At 46.6% G+C, this 22,340-nt stretch carries 18 protein-coding genes; 17 read left to right on the forward strand and 1 reads right to left on the reverse strand.

Translation table 11 applies throughout. The features are described from left to right. Window positions 1-57 precede the first annotated feature (57 nt). The 15 genes from ACGHM3_RS11120 to ACGHM3_RS11190 all read left to right on the forward strand — a co-directional run bounded on the left by ACGHM3_RS11120 (window position 58) and on the right by ACGHM3_RS11190 (window position 16,608). Complete coding sequence (locus ACGHM3_RS11120; RefSeq protein WP_345416440.1) at window positions 58-834, forward strand: SDR family oxidoreductase; 777 nt, start codon at window positions 58-60, stop codon at window positions 832-834. A 20-nt stretch (window positions 835-854) separates the two neighbouring features. Then, window positions 855-2,039 (forward strand): acetyl-CoA C-acyltransferase, encoded by a 1,185-nt coding sequence (locus tag ACGHM3_RS11125; protein WP_345416435.1) that lies wholly within the window; start codon window positions 855-857, stop codon window positions 2,037-2,039. Between the two features lie 122 nt (window positions 2,040-2,161). Continuing rightward, complete coding sequence (locus ACGHM3_RS11130; protein WP_390518109.1) at window positions 2,162-3,076, forward strand: DUF2889 domain-containing protein; 915 nt, start codon at window positions 2,162-2,164, stop codon at window positions 3,074-3,076. A gap of 53 nt (window positions 3,077-3,129) precedes the next feature. Then, on the forward strand, window positions 3,130-3,378 hold the full coding sequence (locus ACGHM3_RS11135; RefSeq protein ID WP_345416429.1) for a hypothetical protein: 249 nt from the start codon (window positions 3,130-3,132) through the stop codon (window positions 3,376-3,378). Window positions 3,379-4,309: 931 nt separating this feature from the next. Then, window positions 4,310-5,860: an AMP-binding protein gene (locus tag ACGHM3_RS11140; RefSeq protein ID WP_345416426.1), complete on the forward strand. Its 1,551-nt coding sequence runs from the start codon at window positions 4,310-4,312 to the stop codon at window positions 5,858-5,860. A gap of 62 nt (window positions 5,861-5,922) precedes the next feature. Continuing rightward, window positions 5,923-6,792 carry a cyclase family protein gene (locus ACGHM3_RS11145; protein ID WP_345416424.1) on the forward strand — a complete coding sequence of 290 codons (870 nt, stop codon included), beginning with the start codon at window positions 5,923-5,925 and terminating at the stop codon, window positions 6,790-6,792. 25 nt (window positions 6,793-6,817) lie between these two features. Further along, a complete protein-coding gene (locus ACGHM3_RS11150; RefSeq protein ID WP_345416421.1) occupies window positions 6,818-7,192 on the forward strand; it encodes a hypothetical protein in 375 nt (124 codons plus the stop codon). 15 nt (window positions 7,193-7,207) lie between these two features. After that, window positions 7,208-8,575, forward strand: coding sequence for an acyclic terpene utilization AtuA family protein (locus tag ACGHM3_RS11155; protein WP_345416418.1), 1,368 nt, complete (start codon window positions 7,208-7,210; stop codon window positions 8,573-8,575). Next, window positions 8,575-9,336, forward strand: coding sequence for an enoyl-CoA hydratase/isomerase family protein (locus tag ACGHM3_RS11160; RefSeq protein ID WP_345416415.1), 762 nt, complete (start codon window positions 8,575-8,577; stop codon window positions 9,334-9,336). Before ACGHM3_RS11155 ends, ACGHM3_RS11160 begins: the two co-directional genes overlap by 1 nt. A 32-nt stretch (window positions 9,337-9,368) precedes the next feature. Continuing rightward, on the forward strand, window positions 9,369-10,247 hold the full coding sequence (locus ACGHM3_RS11165; RefSeq protein WP_345416412.1) for a phosphate acyltransferase: 879 nt from the start codon (window positions 9,369-9,371) through the stop codon (window positions 10,245-10,247). Between the two features lie 87 nt (window positions 10,248-10,334). Beyond that, entirely contained in the window at window positions 10,335-11,504 is a 1,170-nt protein-coding gene (locus ACGHM3_RS11170) for a thiolase family protein (protein ID WP_345416410.1), read from the forward strand. Between the two features lie 44 nt (window positions 11,505-11,548). Then, a complete protein-coding gene (locus ACGHM3_RS11175) occupies window positions 11,549-11,878 on the forward strand; it encodes an OB-fold domain-containing protein (RefSeq protein WP_345416407.1) in 330 nt (109 codons plus the stop codon). Between the two features lie 462 nt (window positions 11,879-12,340). After that, complete coding sequence (locus ACGHM3_RS11180; RefSeq protein ID WP_345416404.1) at window positions 12,341-14,695, forward strand: TonB-dependent receptor; 2,355 nt, start codon at window positions 12,341-12,343, stop codon at window positions 14,693-14,695. 287 nt (window positions 14,696-14,982) lie between these two features. Next, window positions 14,983-15,306, forward strand: coding sequence for a 2Fe-2S iron-sulfur cluster-binding protein (locus ACGHM3_RS11185; protein WP_345416401.1), 324 nt, complete (start codon window positions 14,983-14,985; stop codon window positions 15,304-15,306). Window positions 15,307-15,354: 48 nt separating this feature from the next. Next, the gene (locus ACGHM3_RS11190; protein ID WP_345416398.1) at window positions 15,355-16,608 is read left to right on the forward strand and encodes a cytochrome P450; all 1,254 of its coding nucleotides are present in this window, start codon (window positions 15,355-15,357) and stop codon (window positions 16,606-16,608) included. Between the two features lie 143 nt (window positions 16,609-16,751). On the opposite strand, the gene ACGHM3_RS11195 is transcribed toward ACGHM3_RS11190, so the two are convergent. Continuing rightward, window positions 16,752-17,888 carry an acetyl-CoA hydrolase/transferase C-terminal domain-containing protein gene (locus ACGHM3_RS11195; protein WP_345416395.1) on the reverse strand — a complete coding sequence of 379 codons (1,137 nt, stop codon included), beginning with the start codon at window positions 17,886-17,888 and terminating at the stop codon, window positions 16,752-16,754. A 444-nt stretch (window positions 17,889-18,332) separates the two neighbouring features. On the opposite strand from ACGHM3_RS11195, the gene ACGHM3_RS11200 reads away from it, so the two are divergent. Then, the gene (locus tag ACGHM3_RS11200; RefSeq protein WP_345416392.1) at window positions 18,333-20,129 is read left to right on the forward strand and encodes an NAD(P)/FAD-dependent oxidoreductase; all 1,797 of its coding nucleotides are present in this window, start codon (window positions 18,333-18,335) and stop codon (window positions 20,127-20,129) included. Between the two features lie 69 nt (window positions 20,130-20,198). Continuing rightward, on the forward strand, window positions 20,199-22,334 hold the full coding sequence (locus ACGHM3_RS11205) for a PQQ-dependent dehydrogenase, methanol/ethanol family (protein ID WP_345416389.1): 2,136 nt from the start codon (window positions 20,199-20,201) through the stop codon (window positions 22,332-22,334). The last annotated feature ends 6 nt before the right edge of the window (window positions 22,335-22,340 follow it).

Raw genomic sequence — 22,340 nt, forward strand, 5'->3', positions numbered from 1 at the left:
GGTTCTTTTTGGCTCGTGCTGATTTTGGTGCGAGCTTTTTTTGTTACGGTAATCTTTATGTCGAGCTCCTATTTTAATTTGTCTGGTAAGGTGGCGCTGGTCACGGGTGCCTCCAGTGGTTTGGGTATCCACTTTGCCAACCTACTTGCCGCTGAGGGTGCCTTGGTGATTTTGACGGCGCGCAGAGAGCATAAACTGGCCTGCGTGGTGGAAGGTATTCAGCAAGCGGGAGGGGTTGCGATGGCCATTCCCATGGATGTTACCTCGGTCGACAGTGTCACCACCGCCTTTGCGCGAATTCGCCAAGAGCATGGGCGGTTGGATATCTTAATTAATAACGCCGGTGTGGCGAGTAATCCCACTAAGTTTCTCGATACTGGCGAAGAGGATTGGGCCTGGGTGATGCAGACCAATCTTGACGGTGCCTGGCGGGCGGCAAAAGCGGCTGCACAATTAATGGTTGATGTGGGTGAAGGCGGAACGATCGTTAATATCGCCTCTATTTACGGGCTGCATACCGGCGCTTTAAAGGTGGCGTATAACGTGTCTAAGGCGGGCGTTGTGCAAATGACCAAGTCGATGGCAGTCGAAATGTGCCGTCACAATATTCGGGTAAATGCGTTGTGTCCGGGCTGGGTGATGACCGACCTCAACCGAGAATACTTTTTGTCAGAGGGCGGTAAGCGTTACGTAAAAACCATTCCGATGAAACGTTTGGGGCAGGTCGATGATTTGACGGTCCCTCTGTTGATGTTAGCCAGTGATAAAGCGGGCAGCTATATGACGGGTACCTGTGTGACGGTGGACGGCGGCATCGTCGAGAGTGCCGTTTAAACAAGCTTGAGTAAACTATTATGAAAGATGCAGTGATTGTTTCCACCGCAAGAACGCCTATAGGCCGCGCTTTTCGCGGTGCATTTAATAACACGAAATCACCGACTTTAATGGCGCATGCACTCCGGCACGCCGCTAATCGTAGCGGCGTGGATTATGGCGAAATTGACGATGTGGTAATCGGTACCACTCTTACCGGAGGCAGTGCCGCGTTAAATATTGCTCGTACGGGCGCCCTTGCCGCCGGTTTTCCAGAAAGCGTGCCCGCACAAACCATTGAGCGCCAGTGTTCATCCGGCTTGATGGCCATTGCAACAGCGGCTAAACAAATTATGTGTGACAGTATGGATATTGTGGCCGCCGGCGGGCAAGAAAATATTTCTGAAGTCCAAAATCAATTTTTGGCTTGGGCAGAAGCGGGGCAAGACGCTAATGTCACCCAGCATTCCAGGCATGCGTACATGCCCATGTTGAAGACGGCTGAGCACGTAGCACAAAAATACAATATCAGCCGTGAGGATCAGGATACCTATGCATTGATATCCCAGCAGCGCACGGCAGCTGCGCAAGCGGAGGGTAGGTTTGACGCTGAAATAGTACCCATGACAACGGTTAAGACGGTTTTAGAAAAAGAGACCGGTAATTCACGAAGTGAGAGTGTTACGCTTGAGCATGATGAGGGCAATCGTCCTACCACTTCGCTGCAAAGTTTATCGTCTTTACAACCGGTTATGGAAGGCGGTGTGATTACTGCGGGTAATGCCAGTCAATTATCGGATGGCGCGTCTGCCTGTTTGTTGATGGAAGGCAAAATAGCACAACAACGCAATCTTCACCCCCTTGGCGTCTACCGTGGTATGACCGTGTGTGGCAGCGCGCCAGAGGAAATGGGCATTGCGCCGGTTTACGCTATTCCTAAGCTGTTAAAGACACACGGTTTGAATATCCGAGATATCGGCCTGTGGGAGTTAAATGAAGCGTTTGCCTGTCAGGCGTTATATTGTCGAGACTATCTTGAAATCGACCCAGAGATATACAACGTAAATGGCGGCGGAATTTCGATTGGTCACCCTTACGGTATGACCGGGGCGCGTATGGTGGGGCATGCACTGATTGAAGGTAAACGCCGCGGTGTGAAGTACGTGGTGGTGAGCATGTGTGTTGGCGGTGGTATGGGCGCTGCAGCCTTATTTGAGGTTGCCTGATCGGTCAAGATAAGCGATGGTCAAACAGAGGGCTTGATTTGGAAATAATGTCAGTAGACCTACCTAACCCATACGGGCACAGCCGTTTACGTCGTAATGCGTCATTTAGGCGAACCACTTCGGTGGATGTTATCTGGCCTGAAGGGCGTTACGGTAAACTGCAGTTGATTGGCGTGGGACGCGATATATTCACCCACAATACTACGCAACCCATAGAAGTGTTGGCGTTTAATGGTTTGCGAGTGACGGTCACGGCGGATAAATACATCGAGGCGATAGCTTGTGAACCTGATGTCGGTGCAATATCGTCTTTGCGTGGTTTACCGTGCGTGGGTGGATTTCGTAGAGGGTATCAGTCGTTAGTTGGGCAAGGTGTGCCTACGCAATCACCTTTGGTACTGCTATTGGATGACGTAATTGGCGCTACGGTGGTGTCTGACTGGGCCTGGTCTGTGTATCCCAACTTGATCTCAGCCGCGGAAAAGCAAGAGAGAAAAGGTCGGCTTGAAGGTATGGCTGGGGTATGTGCTGGTTTCCGAGCAGGTTCAAGTGCACTGGCCGCTGACGGGGACTTTCAATACACACGTTGTGCCATAGTGCCTTCGTTACCTCATCCCTCAGACCCTGATGGTTGGCATCCAGTAAAAAATCACGCCGATGTTTCGTTGCGGCGATCACGTTGCATGGATGTTTGGTTAGAGAATCACAACATTATTATTGAGTCAATATTTCAAGACAGTGCAGTGCGGCCAGATGGCCGGCGAGTAGCCGTGCACGAGTATTCTCTTCGAGCAGAAGTCAGCCTAGAGGGCTATGTCTTGCAGGGCTTAACGATCACACCGCACATTCTGCCGTATCCGGAATGCCCCTCAGCGTTATCTTTTGCTTACGGTATGATTGGCAAGTCGTTGCCTGAATTTAACACCAGTGTGCTGACGATGCTTCGTCGAGAAAAAGGCTGCACGCATCTTAATGATGCTCTTAGGGCTCTTTCTGATTTGCCAGAAATTTTTAGTAACTTACCGTTTCAAGTCTAATGTGTTTTAGGGTGAATAAAGCAATACAACAATAAACCCAAAGGAGAGTTGTTATGATAGGTATGGGAAATGGTGCTTGCCCAGTTGACATTAATTTTGAACCTGAGACATTCAAACCAGGTGACTTAGTGAGCTATCGGGTACCGGAAGAATTTGGTGATACGCCTTTCGTGGGTAAAATTGTTACGGTAGAGCCCGATGTTATAGTATTAACTCATTATGGCGATGACTTTGCTGGTGCACATACAATGATTGCGACCAGAAGTGCTCGGCCCGTTGTCACGGTAGACCAGTTGGACTGATAGTCTGTTTACTGGCCGGAAGAGCAAGCCCAGGAATGGTGTCTCACATTGAAGCCTATACCGCGCCTCATTAGCCGCTGATTTTTATACGCCTTTATTCGGCAATATTATTTCTCGCCGTTCGTAAGTCTGTAAGGTTACCCTGCTGGGCGCGAGCCATGGCTTTGGTTTATCACGTTAATGGTGTTGGGTTTATTGGTATTAATTGCTCTTTTAACGCAGTAATGGAAGTGCCGATTCTGGGTGTGTTTAATACTCGCGCCGTGATAAGGCTCCTGCATTTGATTTGTGTGGCCTATTGGTAAGTGCCCGGCCGCTGGTGTGCTCTTTTGCTTTCGTGATTGCGTGTTCTTAGGTGGGGGTGCGTTGGTCGGTGGCCAGCAGGGCGCGCCATTATGTGCACCTAAATACACTTCAGCTTACTTGGCTTTCTCCGCCAACAATACTGTCGTAAAAAATATATCTGGCCCATTACTGATAGGTGGATATATCTAAAGTTGCGCTTACTATAATATTAATAATGCGTATTGATGCACAGACAACAAAACTAACTTTAAGTCATCTTACGGCGAAAAAATACCCATACTTCCATCCTGATTTTGCGCAATCTATTGTAACTTATTGTATTTAATTTAAAGAAATTGAACGTCTTTGATGCGGTCTATCGGCTGGTTGCCACGTGGCGGCGTTCTTTTTAACGGGGTCATTGCTCGCTCACCGCGGTGCATAAATTGCCGTCATAGTAAGCGCGATACGGCTTGGTTCAAAAATACAACATTAGTGTTGATTATTTCTTGTGGGGTGGTGTAAACTTGACGTAATTGGCGAGCGTTGAGTGCGGCTTGTATAACCATAAAGCCTAAGGAGCACTTTAAGCGAGATAAGGTGCCAATTCTGGGGCGATAGAAGATAAATAATAAAGAGGGGCGTCATGATTAATGTTCGAGATTCCTTAAGGCAAGCAGCCAACTGGCATCGTGATAAATTGGCGATTGTGAGTGGTGGCAGAGAGTTAACCTTTGCCGAGGCTTGGGATAGAGGGTTGCGTTTGGCTAATGCTTTCTTGAGTTTAGGTTTGCAGCCGCAAGATAAAATTGGCGTGTTAGAGGAAAACTGTCTTGAGGCGTCCGATTTTTTATTGGGTACGGCTATTGGCAATTACGTTCGCGTTCCGCTTTACAAAAAAAACGCGCCTGAAGCCCATGCGCACATGTTACGCAACACAGGCTGTAAGGCGCTAGTGGTTGATAAAAAACACCTACACGAAATTCAGGGCGTTGAAGAAATTGTTGATTGTTTAGAGCATATTATTGTACGCGATGACAATTATGAAAGTTGGTTATCTACCTTTGATACAACCGACCCTAACCCTGATATTCAGCTTGACGATTATTACGTTATCCGCCACTCCGGGGGCACCACGGGGCTACCTAAAGGCATAGCGTTTACCCATAACGCCTGGATGAATATGGAGCGCGATTGGACATATCGTTGCCCAACGATAGAGGCAGGTGACTGTTGTATTCACGTGGCGCCTATCTCTCACGGATCGGGCTTTTTGTTTGTACCGTTATGGTTTTCTGGTGGGTTTAATATTTTAGAATCCAAGTTCGATGCGCCGCGTTTGCTCAGCCTCTTGGCCGACTACGGTGGTTATCTTTTCGCAGTACCTACTATTATTAGCGATCTCGTAGCCCATTACGAAACACACGTAAAAGAAGTGGATGCGATGAGTTTCGATAAAGTGAAAGCGATTGTTGTAGGGGGGTCACCTATGTTGCCACAAACCGCCATGAGAGCTCATGGCGTTTTCGGAGAAACACTCCATCAAATGTACGGATTATCCGAGGTGACGCCGGTTGTGTGGATGACGCCTAAGGAGTGGTTCGGTCAAGTTGAGGGGTCTGATCCGTTAGTGGCGGCCGGCCGGGTAATGCCTTTTGCGCGTATTCGAATAGTGGATGAAAGCAATAATGATTTGCCAGCAGGAGAGATTGGCGAACTGGTGCTGCAGTCCGATGGCATGATTCACGAATATTGGAATTCGCCTGAGTTGACGGCTAATAAATTTTTTGATGGCTGGATGCGAACCGGTGATGTTGGTCGTATAGATGAAAATGGTTATCTGTATTTATCAGATCGTAAAGATGACATGATTATTTCCGGCGGGTTCAATATTTGGCCAGCGGAATTAGAGCTGGTGATTGGTGATTTACCTGAAGTGCGAGAGTGCGTTGTGGTGCGGGCACCGCATGAGCGATTTGGCGAAACACCGGTGGCCGTAGTGGTGTTGCATGAAGGCATGTCATTAGAGCATCAAACTGTGATAGACACCTGTCTGGAGCGATTGGGTAAGCTTAAACGCCCATCAGCTGTGTATTTTCGCTATGAGCCATTCTCTCGCACACCCGTTGGAAAAATACGACGTAACGACGTGCGCGAGCAGTTTTGGAATGATGGCGCTGCCATGGGTGGCAGCTAATGAGTTGCATGTAAGGGGCTCAAGGTTTCTTAGCCAATTCTAATTGTTAAAAAGGTGGCTATGTGTCGTCGCAAAACGAATGCAAAATAACGACTTTGTCGGGTGCTTTACGGTATATCGACCAGGCTGCTATCCAACGGGGGATGAGTTCTGTCTCTGAGTTTCGAGCCACCAGTATTGGTTTGGAAATACAGCACGGGAAAGGCCCTGTCGCGCCAATGCGCCAGTTTCCACAGCATTATTTACGCCGCGATGGTGGCGATTATGCGTCGGGTAAATCAAAAGAAACACAAGGGTTTGGTTTTTCAGATGACGTATTGATTATAGGCACGCACGGCACGTCGCATGTCGATGCGCTTTGCCATATTTTTTGCGAAGGTACCATGTTTGGAGGCTATTCCTCAGATGAGGTAAGCAGTACTGGTTCCAAAAAATTGGGAGCCGAAACCATCCCTCCTATTGTAACTCGGGCCATCGTCATTGACGCGGTGCCGGACAACACAGCGTGGTTAGAGCCAGGGGTTGCTATCCATGCCGCCGACCTTCAATCCCGGTTGGACGAACAGGGCATTACGCCAGAACCCGGGGATGCATTAATTGTGAGAACCGGGTGGGTAGAGTTTTCGCATCAAGGCAATCTCAGCGGATTCTCGGCCCCTGGGTTATCGGCCGACACAATAGAGTGGGTTCGCCACCACAAATTTGCGGTTATAGGCGCTGACAATATCGCCGTAGAGGTGGGGCCATCGGAAATTGCCGATACGGCGTTACCGCTACACGCCTCCTTAATGCATCAAGACGGATTGCTATTTCTAGAGCTGCTTGATCTTTCGTCAATTAAAGGAAAAGTGACGACGGCTATGTTTAGTTTGAATCCACTTAAAATTGTTGGTGGCACGGCCAGTCCAGTTGCTCCAATGCTCATGTATTAGTTGTTACGCTTTTCAGGAGAACAAAATGCCAAACGCTTCAGAGGTGTGGGAAGTGCTACCACTTTATCGTGTAGTGCAAGCTCGATCAGGTGATAAAGGTGATGCTGTTGATATCAGCGTCTTTTCACCTAATAAAGAAGTACACGAGGCCTTACGTGTAGAGCTGACCCCGGAACGGGTAAAAGCACATTTCGGTGATTATGTGAAGGGCAGTGTTAGTCGGTTTGAAGTGCCAAACCTGTTTGCTTTTAAATTTGTTTGTAAAGATGCCTTGGGTGGTGGTGGTGCAGGTAGTTTACGCAGTGATAATTTAGGGAAATCTTTCTCGGCTAACCTGTTAAGAATGAGCGTTAATTTACCTGTGAAATTCGCATCACAATCCAAAATTTTTTCGCGTTAAGGTGGAGTGTTTTCTATGAGGTCAGTAAATGTAGCCTGTGGACAGGGGTTTTATGGAGATTCGCTGCGTCCTTCTCTGCGTGCGCTTGAAATTGGTGGGATTGATTATTTGTGCTTTGATGCACTGGCTGAATTGACCTTAGCGATTCTATCAAAAGATCGTTCGCGTAACCCCGAGATGGGCTATACCAAAGATCTTCCCGATATGATGTTGCAGTTGTTGCCAATGGCAAAAAAAAATGGCACCAAGATTATCACTAACGGCGGTGGACTTAATCCATCGGCCGCCGCCAAAGCGATCGTTGAACTGGCCAAGAAAAATGGAATAAATGGGGTTAAAGTCGCCTATGTTGAAGGTGATGATGTGTTGGGTGCGTTGGACGATTGGCAAAAGCAGGGCGTAAATCTGGATGATTATGATTCGGGTGATAAATTCTCTGAGTTAACCGAAAGTCCAATTTTCGCCAATATCTATTTGGGCGCAGATACCATTTGTGACGCGTTGAAGTTTAATCCGGATATTGTCGTGACGGGACGTACGACCGACACAGCTGCATACCTTGCACCCATTATGGCTGAACTTAATTTTGCCCATGATGACTGGGACAAAATTGCTACCGCGATTGTGGTTGGGCATTTGCTGGAATGTGGTGGTCAGGGTGCCGGTGGTAATTTCAGTGGTGACTGGTGGAATGTAGAAAATCTGCATGATATTGGCTATCCCACGGCACGCTTTTTTGAGGATGGGCGAGTCATTATTTCCAAGCCAAAAGGGACCGGTGGCCGCATCAGTCGCGATGTACTGAAAGAGCAATTGCTTTATGAAATTCATGACCCTACCTGTTATATCGTCCCTGATGTGATTGTCGATATGAGTCAGGTCGATTTGATTGATATTGGTGAAGATGAAGTGGAACTGTTTGGCATTAAAGGGCGGCCTGCGCCAGAAAGTTTGAAATTAATTATGGGGCTTCCGGGTGGTTGGATGGCGTCTGGGCAGGTATCTTTTTCATGGCCCTACGCTATGGAAAAAGCCGAGAAAACGGTAGACATTATCAAAAACCGTATGGCGACAGAAAACATCCAGTGTGATGATATTATTTTCGAATATGTGGGCGTTAATTCTATCGGTGGGCCAACAGCACCTATTCCACCTGAAGAAATGGTAAACGAAGTCATGCTGAAAGTATCCATGTCCTGTAAAGAGCAAAAAGATGCCGTGGAATTCCGCAAGCTTTTTCCGCCCTTGTATATCAACACCTTCCCATTTGTGGGCGGCTTGCGTGGCGCATTGCATGTCGGAAGTTTGTTGAATCAGTGGTCCTGTCTGGTGCCCCGAACATTGATGGCCGGAAAAGTGAATACCAATGTGGTTGAATTCTAATGTCTGAGCTGATCAAAATTACACAGCAGGGTTCCATTACCAAGTTGACGTTGAATAATCCACAACAGAGAAATCCGCTCAGTAACGCCATGATCGAAGCATTGATTGAGGCTTTTGATAAAACAGAAGTTCAGCAAGCGGGGATGGTGGTATTAACAGCCGAAGGTAAAGATTTTTGTGCCGGTGGCGACATCAATGATTTCCGAGACATTATTGATGCCACGGCTGCTGAGCAGTGGGAAGCTTGTGAACGATTTCGTTATATGTTGGATAAGTTTCATTCACTAAATCCGATAGTTGTTGCGGTAGTGCAAGGGCGAGCATTAGGTGGCGGCTGTGGATTAGTGGCGTCGTGTGATTTTGCGATTGCCACCGAAGAAGCGAAGTTTGGCACGCCAGAAATAAAATTGGGTGCATTTCCCATGGTTATAGTGCCGCCTCTCATTCAGGCAATGGGTGTGCGTCGTACAATGTATATGTCTACATTGGGTGAACCCATTGTTGCGCAAACGGCGCTGGATTATGGTCTGGTGCAAAAGGTGGTCGCCAGTGATGAGTTGCACAGTCAGATTGACGCTTTTTGTGAACAAGTCGGAAAACTGAGTGCGAGCGCCATGCGCGTGGGCAAGGCCACGATTCGCAGTTGTACCGAATCTTCCTTTAACGGCGGTTTGGAAATTGGTATGGGCATGCGCTCTATTCTGTTTTCTTCACCAGAATTTAAACAGGGGATTAAAAAATTCCTGGCGCCGAAGGCTTAACGCTTCAGCTGAAGACAGGTCAGGTTGGCACTATGGATTATCAGCAAATACTCAAGAAGATTACCGGGCAACTTGCAGCGTCAAAGACGCCTATAACCGCATGGGTAGCCGGGCCGTATTCCGAAGACATTATTCGGGCAGTGGAAAAAGTTCAGACTCAAGGTTTATTGGCTAAGATTGTTCTGGTCGGTGATGGCGTTAAAATTCCAAGAATTCCAGCGTCTTTCGAACATGTAAACGTCATCGAGCCCGCGGCAATCGCGCAATATGTGGCCGAAAATAGTGGGGGTTCTGGTAACCTTGTGGTTAAAGGTAATATTTCCAGTAGCGCTCTGTTGAAAGCCGTGCTTAAGGGGGGGGGTGGAAAAATCGTCGCCAGCCATGCGTATATTATTCAGAGCCCATCCTTTCCTGATAGAACAATTTTAGTGGCGGATGCCGGCGTGAATATTCAGCCGGATCTGAAAACCAAAATTGAGATATTGCACAATACCTTAACTGTAGCTCGAAAAGTGGGGATTGAAGTTCCACGTGTCGCCATTCTGTCGGCGGTAGAAAGTATTAATCCATCCATGCAGAGTACAATAGATGCTGCGTCGCTGACGGTAATGGCCTCTAGAGGACATTTTGGTAATGCCCTGGTTGATGGGCCCATGGCTATTGATGCGGCCATGATGCCTGCATCGGCTGTAACAAAAAGTTTGCACGGCGAAGTTGCAGGCCAGGCAAATGTTTTATTGCTAGATGATATAGAAGCGGCCAACAGTACTGCCAAAGCCTTGATTGGTGTTGTGGGGCAGGCAATGGGCGTTATTGTTGGTGCGGGAAAAGTGGTTGCGTTTCCTTCCCGAGGTGATTCTGAAGAAACACGTTACCACTCCTTGTTGTTAGCGGCATTTCTGTCAAGTTAGCGGAGTGTGCCGACAGCGGGTAATCGATCATTTTCTCAGGCTGGCGTGTGGCCAATAAACCAGGGTCAATCCTGCTCAGAGGTTAATATGTTGCAAGCCGTTGTGTCTGGTCTGGGTGAGGTTCATCCCCAGCGTAAGTCAGGAAAAAATGTGGAAACATTGATTCTGGAGTCCATTGGTAAGGCTCTGGAAGATGCGGGTATTACCGCAAAAGAGATTGGTGCCGTAGTTACAGAAAGCTCGTTAATTCCCGAGATGGCACCTTTTGATCGAATAGCCCCGGCCGCTGGGCTAAATAACGTCAATCTTACCCTGCAAACAGTTCCTGTCGGTGCCGGTATACTGAGTTCGTTTGCGGTGGCTTATGACTTGGTGGCGCAAGGTAAAGCAGATCATGCCTTGATGTATTTTGGTGTTGACTGGGGGACGAATCCGGCTGGCCCAAGTGGCTATCATGCAGGAATGTTGGCGAAAAAAATTATCGAGGGCCCAACAGGTTTTGCAGGGCCCCCACTCTATTTTGCCTGTGCAGCCAGGCGCTATCAGCATGTGTATGGTCTATCTGATGAAGAGTTACAAGACATGTTGTGGCAAGTGGTGGAGTTTACCCGTGTTAATGCCTGTCAGAATCCCCATGCACAACAAGGTCATCAGCTAACCAAAGAACAGTATCTGGCTAAAACCGTGATTGCTGAACCGCTGCGTTCGGTTGATTGTTCGTTATTAAGTGATGGCGCGGTGGCGGTTGTTATTTCTCGCGCTGGCGAATTTAAGGGGCGTTCACCCGCTGTTACTTTAGCCGGGTGGGGTTATGAATTCGATCCTATTCCGGATATGGATTTTTACACTCAAAGCCCCTGGCTGCCGGATTTGCCAGCCTGCCGCAGAGCGACAAATAAAGCGTTATCGCTAGCTAAGCTACGTCTGGACGATGTGGATCTGTTTCAAATTTACGACTGCTTTTCCATAGCGGTAATTTTGCAAATTGAGGCCATGGGATTGTGTCCACCTGGACAGGGGCGACATTTAATTAAGGATGACAATACTCTGTTTAATGGGCGTGTGCCGGTGAATACGCATGGTGGTTTATTGGCTCACGGTTATCTTCTTGGTGTCGGACATTTGGCAGAGGCCGTTCATCAATTACGTGGACAGGCGGGTAACCGACAAGTCGAAAATGCGAAAGCGGCTTTTGTTGGTGCTGGGCCTGGCCGTCAATATACGTCCCTCATTTTACGGCGAGCGAATCTCTTATGAGTTTGTTGGAATCGATTTGGCTAAAGAACCTTGAGCAGGGGACAATGCAACTTCCTCGTTGTCAACAATGTCAGGGTTGGAATTGGTATCCATTACCTGCCTGTAAACACTGTCAGAGCCTTGATCTTGAGTGGCAGGTGGTCAAGCCAGAGGGGCGTGTTTACAGTTGGACTCGGGTGCACCGCAATTTTTCCGGCCATACTATGCCATGCATCCCTTACATTGTCGGTATTATTGAAATTACCGATGCCCCGGATGTTCGAATCCCCTGTTACTTTATGAATAGAGAAGACTCTGAGCCGACTATAAATAGCCTTGTGCAATTATTGCCTTGCCGTGTCGATGGTCGTTTATTTTGGGGGTTCCAGGTATAAAAGCCGTTTACTTCTTTGTAAATAAATGAAAGTCGTTAAACGGATCGATGCCTTTCCTAGTGATTGTGGGTCATTTGTGCCACCTTTAGCAACAAGAGTCGGTTAGTTTCTCGCCCTCATATTCCCTAAGTGGCTTTCTTCCTTTCTTCGTTATTCTTTGAAATATTTTTATTTTTAAAACATTTGTGTTGTATTCAATGTTGTCTCCAAAAATCAATTTGTTACCTGGGTTGTGTTACTTTTACGCACAGTAAGTGCGTATATAAACACATTGTATTCGTTTTATATTTATTAAATAAATCATGCTTAATCGTAAATAGGTTTACAAAATATAAAATACAACATATATGTTGACATATTTTTTGGTGGGTGATAATTTTTGAAACACTAGGTTGTCATGCCTGTAAAGAAAAACACTATAAATAACAAAAAGAAATAACAGTCCAAGCTCAAGGAGCCAAAATGAATAATAAAGGCCAGCGGGTTTTTTCCCCCATACATTTTAAGATGACTTTAACCGCCGCTATCGCGCTTGGATCAGCCTATCCAGGTCTTGTTTTGTCCGCACCAGAAGATACCGATCAGTTACGGGTCATTGAAGAGATTGTGGTCAGTGCTCGGAGGCGAGAAGAGAGTTTGCAAGACGTACCGGTGGCGGTATCCGCATTCGGCGCACAACAAATTGAAGAGCGGGGTATTGCTACCGAAGCCGATATTCAGATGTCTACTCCGGGTTTGATGGTGCGAGCTACCAATTCATCTAACCAGCTAAACTTTTCTTTACGGGGGCAGTCTATTGACGCGTTTTCATATTCTGCTCCTGCCGTTTTAGCTTATGTTAACGAGGTTCAGGCGGGGGGTGTGGCGGCCAGTGCATTTTTTGACATGGCGTCTTTACAGGTACTTAAAGGTCCACAGGGAACGTTGTTTGGTCGTAATGCTACTGGCGGGGCGGTGCTGTATCAAACGCAGGCACCCGATGAAGAATTTAGTGGCTATTTAAAGGCGGCTGGAGGGAGTTACTCCAATCGACAAATTGAAGGGGCTATCAACGTGCCTATCACCGATACCTTTTACGTGCGTCTGGCAGGGTTGACCCGTTCTCGTGATGGCTGGCAGAAAAATCGATTGGATGGAACTCGTTTGGCCGAGGTTGATACCGATAACGTTCGATTAAGTTTGCGCTACGCCGGAGATAAACTGGAGAATACGTTTGTTGGCTATGGTGCACATCACAAGGGTCGTCCTGAAGGGTTAAAAATTCGTAGTGCGTACGATATCGGTCAGACAAACAACGGTGTGCCGCTCATATCCGCCACTGGTATAGCGTTGTACCCAGATGGTATTACCAGTAGTGCGATATTTAATCCTGCTGATAATCCGGGTGTGATAAGTGCGGGATTTACAGGCCTTCAGGATTTTCTCGAACGGCAAAAAGATGCGGATTTTAGAGATGTTTACAATGACATTAACGCGAAAAATGACATTGAACAGGCGCTGTACTCCAATACAACCTCTTATGATATCAGCGACAATGTAACCATCAAAAATATCATTGGGTACAACAAGGTTGAATCATACCAGCCAACAGATATTGATGGCAGCCCGTTTATGATCCTACAAAACGGTGATGAAACCGGTACGTTTGGGTATCAATATGATACCGAGCAAATGTCTAACGAGTTTCAGGTATCGGGTACGGCTATGGATGATAAGTTAGATTTTATTGTCGGTTTGTTCGCGTCTAAAGAAACGTTTAGAAACGATATTCCATTAAAAGTGGCCGCAGATTATGTTACCGCTGCCGAACCGGCACCGGGTTTGTTTTTCTATGATTTCGAAACCGAAGATGAATCCAGGGCGATTTTTCTTCAAGGCACTTACGCACTTACAGAGAGTCTAAATTTTACGGCGGGCTACCGACATACCTGGGAAGAAATTAATATAAAACATTTACCAGGGGATTTATGGGGTGATCTTTTCGGGTCTCAACCGGCCTCTGCAAAATTTGATCGGCCCAGTTGGGGTTTTACACTGGACTATCGTATCAACGATGAAAACATGGTGTACGTATCTCAGCGAGGCAGTTGGCGTGCTGGTGGTTTTAACGGTGTTTCGGCCTCGCCTGATGAAAACGGTGTGTATCGTTCAAACGGCTTCGATTCGGAAAAAACCTGGGATATTGAATTGGGCTACAAGTTCTCCGGTTACTTGGCAGGGGCTCCAATGCAATTGAATTTGGCGCTTTACGAGCAAACTGTAGAGGATGCTCAGAGAACGGTATATCTTAATGTGTCTTCTATTACCGGTAATGTTAAAGAGGCGAAGGTTTCTGGCATTGAGCTGGATGCTAAGATTAATCCTACGGATTGGTTGGAGTTGGGTGCAGCTTATGCCTACACCGATGCTAAATTTACTGACGCAAGAGGTAATATACCGGGGTTTGAATTGGAATTTGGGCCCTATGGTGACACACCAGAAACGACCGTTTCGCTCTATTTTCTAACGACACTGGATACCAGTCTTGGTGAATTCACCTTGCGTGGGGATTATTATCAGGCGTCTGAAGCCTATTTTAGTAGCCTTTCTGATACGATTATTCCAGATACCGAGTTAGACAGTTACCAGTTATTAAATTTCAGAGTGGCGCTCAATGAAATTTCAGGAAGTTCGGTATCGGCTGTGGCCTTCGTACGAAATGCCTTCGATGAAGAGTATGAACGCGGTGGGTTACCATTAGGGGCGACAATTGGAACTAACGCCACCATCGTTGGCGAGCCAAGAACGGTTGGCTTTGAGGTGACTTACGATTTCTAATGAATTAAAAACGGCACACGATGACGCGTTGATGGAAAACATCAAACAGGCTAGAGTGCGTTTAATATTTGCGTAAGGGTTAAAGTGACATAATTACTCCGAAGTCAAAAAATAGCGTCGTAGTTATGCGCTGCGTATTCATCGAAAGCTGATTTAGGCTAGAAGCTAATTGACAGAGGGAGAGATTTTTTGTTGGCGTTCGTTAATGGTGTGCTAGCGTTTGATTAGTTTTTTGTGTGATCGTAGGTTATTTAATAAACATATAATAATTGGAGAGTAGTCAGTCAATGAAAGTGACATATGTATCTTCCGAAGGTGATGAAACTGTAATCGATCTCAAAGGCGGGGTTACGATTCAGGAAGGAGCCATACAGAATTTAGTTGATGGTATCGATGCTGACTGTGGTGGCGGTATGTCATGTGCAACTTGCCATGTATTTGTAGACTCAAAATGGGTCGATCGAGTTGGTCCACCGACTGCGTTGGAGTCGGATATGTTGAGCGCGATTCCAGGCTCTAATGAAACCTCACGTTTGAGTTGCCAAATAAGTATGAGTTCTGATCTGGATGGGTTGGTCGTGCATATGCCGGAAGAGCAATACGGCTATTAGTTATGAAGTCGTTAGATTATCAACGATAATAAAGTAGAGGATTAATAAATGACCGTACAAGCTGCTTTAAATCCCCGCGGCGAAAAGCCCGCGCATGTACCGGATGAGTTGGTTATCGATTTTGATATCTATAACCCGCCGGGATTAGAGATGGGTTTTCATGAGGCCTGGAAGGCACTGCATGCTGAAGGTTTGGGCGATATATTGTGGACGCCATGTAATGGCGGGCATTGGTTGACGGCTCGTGCGTCGGTAATGTCTGAAGTACTGAGTCAGTACGAAACCTTTTCGTCTAAAGTCATTATTGTGCCCAAAACAAGAGGCGAAGAATATGGTATATTGCCAACGCATTTAAGCCCTCCCGAGCATCGTCCCTATCGTGCCTTACTTAATACGGGGTTGTCGCCAAAACGGATCAGGGCGTTAACGCCAGCAATTCATCGTATTATCCATCAGCTGGTAGAGGATGTGCGCCTTAAGGGGCAGTGCAATTTTATGGAAGAGGTGGCCGTACCTTTTCCTACTTCCATCGTGATGATGATTTTAGGGTTGCCCATTGAGGATGGTCCATATCTGAAGACTTATGCTGATCATATTATGCGTCCAGACGGCACGGTATCCATTACCGAAGCTTACGGAAAGTTAAAAGAATATTTAAAACCCTACATGGATGCCCGTAAGGAAAATCCTACCGATGACATGATCAGTGGTTTGGTCAATGGCACCATCGAGGGTGAGTCACTCAGTGAAAATGATGCCTATGAATTATGTCTTGAGGTCGTGATTGCGGGATTAGATACGGTTGTTAATTTCCTGAGTTTTATCATGTATTATTTGGCTAACCACCCAGAGGAGCGTAAACGTTTAGTTGGAGATCCTTCACTTATTCCTGCGGCGGCTGATGAATTTGTACGCCGTTTTGGTTTAGTGGTCGTGGGGCGTCATGTCGAGCATGACACCGTTTTTAATGGGGTAGAAATGAAGTCGGGCGAGATGGTGATCAATGCTACGTTTCTTCCCGCATTGGATGAAAGGGTTAATCCCGGTCCAATGGATATTGATTTTGATAGGTCAAGTGTTGCGCATATCACATTTGGTGCTGGGCCGCATCGCTGCGCTGGTGCTCCGTTGGCTAGAGTCGAGGTAATCGCTGCACTTAATGCTTGGTTATCACGTATTCCTGATTTTACTGTTACATCGGGAACCAAGCCTACTTTTAAAGCGGGTACGGTAGGTAGTATGGAAGACCTTCATTTAAGCTGGGATCCATTTACGACCACGTCGATGCCTATTCCAGAATAAATTTCAGAGTATTTCGAACACAAAAAAGCCCGTAGTTATGCGGGCTTTTTTGTTTGTATTTGTAGTGTTGCTTTTCTAAATAAGGAATTATTTTATTCTACATTTGGCTTTTAGAAGGGAGTAAGTTCCGTCGTTTATTGGTTTCAATGTGGGAAAATTGATTGTATGAGCGTTGCCCGCTCTTTCGAGCTTTTCCCTTTAAGGATGGCGACGCCTTTCTCGGTAACAAGACAGTCAACAAATCGAGCGTGCACAGTGGGCTTTTCAATGTAATTTACCAGTGTGTTTTCCTTGTCTGTTCTCAGGGCAAAAATTGATAAGCCGTTTTCGCTTAGGTGTGCACCCTTGGAAAAGCTAGGTGAGCCACCTTTGCCAGAAATGTGTCTTCCAGCAATGGTCTCGGCATTAATGTTCCCGCCAAGGTCGGCAGAGATTGCAATATTAATCGAATAAAAGTGAGGTGTTTGAGCCAGCCAGCGAGGGTTGTGAATTTTATCAGAAGGTAACAGTTCAATGAGAGGGTGGTTTTCCGCCCATTGAATTAATTCGTCATCCCCGACCAAGGAACTACCATAGATTTTGTGATGAGGGTTTAGGCTGCCTTGCTCATCAAGCTGGCGAATGGCGCTCCCTATGGCGCCAGATATACTTATAAGGTCCTTTTTGTTTATGAGTGTTTGACTTAGCGCTTCAATGATGCCGCCAACGCCCAACTGAATGGCCGCACTGTCAGGAATGAGTGAGGCAATATGTCTGGCGATAATAATATCTGCTTCGTCAGGGCGGCGTGAAAGTGCAGTAAAGGCGGCAGGTTTGTGGGAAATAACCTGTATTTCTCGGTCGCCAGGAATGGTGGGTGCGCCTGGGATCACTTTCAGATCGGAAAACTCCTCAATAAAAATGACAGGTGCTTCTTTAAGTGCTGCCGCAATCGGCCCGTTAGCCGTCCCTATAGAGCGTATACCGTTATCGTCTGGCGGGGTTGCTACCACTAGTACGGCGTCAGGCTTGAGTCTGCCGGATATTATGGCGCGGTGAACGGCATAACTGGATAGGCTGCAAACTGATATTGGGCAGGTAATATCGCGCATGCCGCGTCCGGGGAAGTTGGCAACAACCTTAGTGTCGGGCATATCAAGTTGCTCTAGCCCCTCAGTTGTTCGCCTTACGCCAAAATAAAAAGTCACGTTATCGTTTGGAAAAAAATTTCTGGCTAATTGAAAGCCTGTGGTGGGTTCAGCAGTGCCTTCACCTACTAAAATAATTTTTGTTGAATTCATGGTAAGTAATCTTTTTCTGACATGTGTCTAAACAATCGTCAAATTGTGCAACATTATCGTCGTAATAGCTATTATTGTGTGCCCTGTCTTCTTGCTTCTGTTTTAGCTCTATTGCTCGATTCTGCGTCTATTATTTACTGGTTCTATATCCTTTGTTGTCGGATGCTATTTTACTATTTTGATATAAAACAATGAGATATATGCTCTTTTGGTATATGTTAAATGGACTGGCGCTGCCGGTTGAGTAGTGCCGACAGGTAAAACAGTTGCTTGCTCTGTTTGCCAATAGTGCGTTTTTCTGAAAGCTTTAAAATACAACACTTGTGTTGACAAATGTGTCTGTGAGGTATAAATTTTACCTGTGATATGCCGAGAATCATTCTGGCCGCGTGATTTTTCAATTATTGATAAGGCAGCAATAAAGTTTCTACCTGGAGAATACAAATGAACGGGCAAGTGCAAAAAGATAATAAGGCTTTTAAATTGGAAGGTGTGGATGAAGAGGCTGTCTTTGCAAGCTGGCTGGAAGGGTTTGGTGCTGCCTTGGAAAACAAAAATATCGAAGCCATTATCAGCTATTTTGATGATAATTGTTACTGGAAAGATATATTGGCGCTAACGTGGGATTACCCAACCCTAACGGGTACCGATCAGATTCGCTCTGTACTGGAAGAGCATTTAGCCAAAGCCGAAATCACCAATGTGCGTCATGCTAAGCGTGGTCAAAAACCTCGCTTGGTAAAACGCAGTGCTAAGCCCATCATTGAGGGCTATTTTGATTTTGACCATAAGTTGGGTCAGGGTGAAGGCTGTGTGCGGATCCATGTTAATCAAGAGGATCCATTCAATTCAAAGATCTGGAATATCCTGACAACTCTGCAGGAGCTTACAGGGCATGAAGAAACGATTGATGATCGTCGGCCGGTTGGTGATGAGTTCTCACAGTATAAAATTAAAGAAAACTGGAAGCAGATGCGCGATATTAGGCGTTCTTTTTCAGATAGAGACCCAGAGGTAGTGATCCTGGGTGCGGGCCATGCTGGGGTGATCCTGGGGGCTCGGCTTGGATTGATGGGGGTTGATGCGCTGGTTTTGGAAAAGCAGGGTCGGATCGGCGATACCTGGCGTAATCGCTATCATTCCCTCACCTTGCATAACGAGGTGGTGGGGAATCACATGCCCTTTATTCCCTTCCCACCTTCTTTCCCGGTGTGGCTATCTAAGGATAAGTTGGCAAACTGGATTGAGAGTTATGCTGATTCTATGGAGGTCAATGTATGGACCTCTACCAAGTTGCTGGCGGCAACTTTTGACGAACAGGAAAAGCGCTGGACGTTGAAAATGGAAAAAAATGGCGTTGAACAAGAGCTCTCTTGTAAACATTTTGTCGTTTCTACCGGTGTTAGTGGTTCTATTCCTAAAATACCCAAGTTACCAGGAATAGAAAATTTTAAGGGTAAAGTTATTCATTCTAATGACTTCACTACGGGTGCGGAGTATAAAGGAAAGAATTGCCTGGTCGTTGGCACCGGTAATAGTGGGCATGATGTCGCTCAGGATTTGGTTGTTAATGAAGCTAATCATGTCTATATGTCGCAACGCAGTCCAACCTGTGTGGTGAGCCTTGAGCCGACGGCTACCAATGTTTTCCGGATATATCGCGAAGGTATCGCCGTGGAAGATATCGATTTAATGTCGACTTCGATTCCTTATCCTGTATTGGAAGATACCTATAAGTGGATGATGAAGCGTGCTGCGGTCAATGATAAAGAATTGATTGACGGTTTGAATGCGGCGGGCTTTGAAACCTATTACGGCGAGGATGGTACTGGTTTCCACATGATGTATTTGCGTGGAGAAGGTGGTTACTACATTGATGTGGGCTGTTCACAAATGATTATTGATGGTCGTGTGAAGATCACTCATACTCGTGATCAGGATCAGTTTGTTGCTGAGGGATTGCGCCTTAAAGACGGTACGATAATACCGTTGGATTTAGTGGTGATGGCCACCGGCTTTAATAACATGCAGGAAAACAATCGCAGAATCCTTGGAGATGACGTAGCCGATCGGCTCGGCCCGATATGGGGGTTTGACGAACACCACATGATGCGTAATATGTGGAAGAAAACGGCTCAGGAAAATTTGTGGATTATGGGAGGGGCGCTCATTGATGCTCGTATCTTCTCGCGATTTCTTGCAATACAGTTAACTGCAGATTTAAACGAAATTAAATTATAGCTATATTTTCAAGCCCCTCTAAGGGGGTTATCTGGTTCTCCATAATAAAATTAATAAGAGTGTAGAGCGATGTGCAGTATCGGTAGCGTAAAAAAAGCATACCACTTTGTTTTATCGGTTGTTTTTATAATGGTGTTGTCTGGCTGTGATGAAGCTGAAAAGGGTGCTTATCAAGGTTCCTCTCAGGTGGTACCGCAGCACAGTGCAGCTAACACCTATAATTGGCCGGGTATTGGCTTGGACAGCGATGAAACTCGGTTTGTCAGGTTAAATCAAATTACGCCTGATAATATTGATCAATTAGGCTTGGTATCGAGTTTTGACCTTTCCGCCTATCCTCACGTTGTTTCTGCACCGGTTGCTGCGAATGGGATTATTTATTTCTCTGCGGGGTTGTCGGTTATACATGCTGTAGAGGCGGCCTCAGGCAAATTATTGTGGAAATATGATCCAGAAGTGGCAAACAATAATCCCGACAAAATACGAATTGGGTGGGGGTCTCGAGGTATAACCTATGCCAACGGAAAAATCCTTTGGGGAACCACCGATGGGCGTTTGTTGGCGATTAATGCCGAGACGGGTGCATTGTTGTGGAGTCAAATGACCGTTGAACCGGATGATGCAAGATCCATAACGGGGCCACCGCGTGTATTTGATGGAAAGGTGATTATTGGTCATGGCGGGGCTGATTATGGCCCGGTTAGGGGTTATGTGACCGCCTATGATGAAAATACCGGTGAACAATTATGGCGTTTTTATACTGTCCCTGGTAATCCAGCCGATGGTTTTGAAAACAGTGCTATGGAAATGGCGGCTAAAACCTGGGCGGGTGAGTGGTGGAAATATGGTGGTGGTGGAACCGTCTGGAATGCCATGACCTATGATAAAGAACTCGATCGTATCTACTTGGGTACAGGTAATGGTTCGCCGTGGAATCAAAAAATTCGTAGCCCAGGGGGCGGTGATAATTTGTTCTTGTGTTCTATTGTTGCGGTGGATGCGAGTACCGGCGAATACATTTGGCATTACCAGATCAATCCGGGCGAAACCTGGGATTACAATGCCGCCACAGAAATGATCTTGGCTGATCTGAAGCTCGCCGGCAAAGACCGGAAAGTGTTGATGCAAGTTCCCAAAAATGGCTTTTTTTATGTGCTGGATCGGGTGACGGGCGAATTAATTTCTGCGGATCCGGTAGCCAAAGTTACCTGGGCTGAAAAAATTGATCTGGAAACCGGACGTCCGGTTGAAAACCCAGGTATGCGTTTTGAAACAGAAGATACCTTTATGTGGCCGGGTGGGTTTGGTGCGCACACGTGGCTACCCATGTCGTTTAGCCCAAAAACCGGATTGGTTTATGTGCCAATTATTGAACTGCCGGGATTCTATACTCAAAAAGGAATAAATCTTAAGACGTGGAAGGCGACAGAAAAGATTCAGATGAATACTGGGGTGGGTTCTGCATTTGAAATGGAGCCTTCAGACAAGGTGGGTTCCAGTCACTTGTTGGCGTGGGACCCGGTAAAGAAACAGGCTGCCTGGGATGTGCCTACCCCCGCGATTGTCAATGGCGCTACCTTTGTGACGGAAACTGATCTGGTCTTTCAAAATCAGGTTGATGGGCGTTTTGTTGCTCGCAACGCGTTAACCGGTGATGAGGTGTGGAGTGTCGATCTAGGCGGTCCGAGTGTTGCCCCTGCTATCAGTTTTATGGCCGATGGCAAACAATATATTGCGGTGACTGTAGGCTTGGGTGGCCCTCCCGCGAATGCTAATGCTGGGTTTATCCGTATGCCTTCTCGCGAACAACCTAAGCGTTTGATGGTGTTTGCTTTAGGTGGCCAGCTTGAAATGCCTCATACAGGCTCAACCCAGAGCCCAGAGCCTTTGGCTGCCAGTAATTTCGTTGTCGATGACAAAAAAGCGTTGGCGGGTAGAGATATTTTTAATGCCGTCTGTTTTCTTTGTCATGGCCCGGCAGCGGTATCAGGTGGTGGTGCTCCGGATTTAAGAGCGTCGGGTGTGCCGCTGTCATTTGAAGCCATGGTCAGTATCACCCGTGATGGTGTGCTGAAAGAGCGGGGAATGCCTCAGTTTTATGAGTTGTCTGATGAAGATATTGTGTCTTTGCAGCACTACATCAGGATGCGTGCGAATGAGGCGCTCACTAAAGACGGTGGCGTTGAAGCCAGTGAAGAAAAGTAATGAGTT

The sequence above is a fragment of the Halioxenophilus aromaticivorans genome (assembly GCF_042850945.1).
Lineage (GTDB): Bacteria > Pseudomonadota > Gammaproteobacteria > Pseudomonadales > Cellvibrionaceae > Halioxenophilus > Halioxenophilus aromaticivorans.

Excerpts from the sequence above, each read along its gene's own strand:
- ACGHM3_RS11200 (WP_345416392.1), top strand. The coding sequence starts at position 18,333 with ATGAACGGGCAAGTGCAAAAAGATAATAAGGCTTTTAAATTGGAAGGT.
- ACGHM3_RS11205 (WP_345416389.1), top strand. The coding sequence starts at position 20,199 with ATGTGCAGTATCGGTAGCGTAAAAAAAGCATACCACTTTGTTTTATCG.
- ACGHM3_RS11180 (WP_345416404.1), top strand. The coding sequence starts at position 12,341 with ATGAATAATAAAGGCCAGCGGGTTTTTTCCCCCATACATTTTAAGATG.
- ACGHM3_RS11140 (WP_345416426.1), top strand. The coding sequence starts at position 4,310 with ATGATTAATGTTCGAGATTCCTTAAGGCAAGCAGCCAACTGGCATCGT.
- ACGHM3_RS11160 (WP_345416415.1), top strand. The coding sequence starts at position 8,575 with ATGTCTGAGCTGATCAAAATTACACAGCAGGGTTCCATTACCAAGTTG.
- ACGHM3_RS11190 (WP_345416398.1), top strand. The coding sequence starts at position 15,355 with ATGACCGTACAAGCTGCTTTAAATCCCCGCGGCGAAAAGCCCGCGCAT.
- ACGHM3_RS11175 (WP_345416407.1), top strand. The coding sequence starts at position 11,549 with ATGCAACTTCCTCGTTGTCAACAATGTCAGGGTTGGAATTGGTATCCA.
- ACGHM3_RS11135 (WP_345416429.1), top strand. The coding sequence starts at position 3,130 with ATGATAGGTATGGGAAATGGTGCTTGCCCAGTTGACATTAATTTTGAA.
- ACGHM3_RS11165 (WP_345416412.1), top strand. The coding sequence starts at position 9,369 with ATGGATTATCAGCAAATACTCAAGAAGATTACCGGGCAACTTGCAGCG.
- ACGHM3_RS11185 (WP_345416401.1), top strand. The coding sequence starts at position 14,983 with ATGAAAGTGACATATGTATCTTCCGAAGGTGATGAAACTGTAATCGAT.
- ACGHM3_RS11125 (WP_345416435.1), top strand. The coding sequence starts at position 855 with ATGAAAGATGCAGTGATTGTTTCCACCGCAAGAACGCCTATAGGCCGC.
- ACGHM3_RS11150 (WP_345416421.1), top strand. The coding sequence starts at position 6,818 with ATGCCAAACGCTTCAGAGGTGTGGGAAGTGCTACCACTTTATCGTGTA.
- ACGHM3_RS11155 (WP_345416418.1), top strand. The coding sequence starts at position 7,208 with ATGAGGTCAGTAAATGTAGCCTGTGGACAGGGGTTTTATGGAGATTCG.
- ACGHM3_RS11170 (WP_345416410.1), top strand. The coding sequence starts at position 10,335 with ATGTTGCAAGCCGTTGTGTCTGGTCTGGGTGAGGTTCATCCCCAGCGT.
- ACGHM3_RS11195 (WP_345416395.1), bottom strand. The coding sequence starts at position 17,888 with ATGAATTCAACAAAAATTATTTTAGTAGGTGAAGGCACTGCTGAACCC.
- ACGHM3_RS11120 (WP_345416440.1), top strand. The coding sequence starts at position 58 with ATGTCGAGCTCCTATTTTAATTTGTCTGGTAAGGTGGCGCTGGTCACG.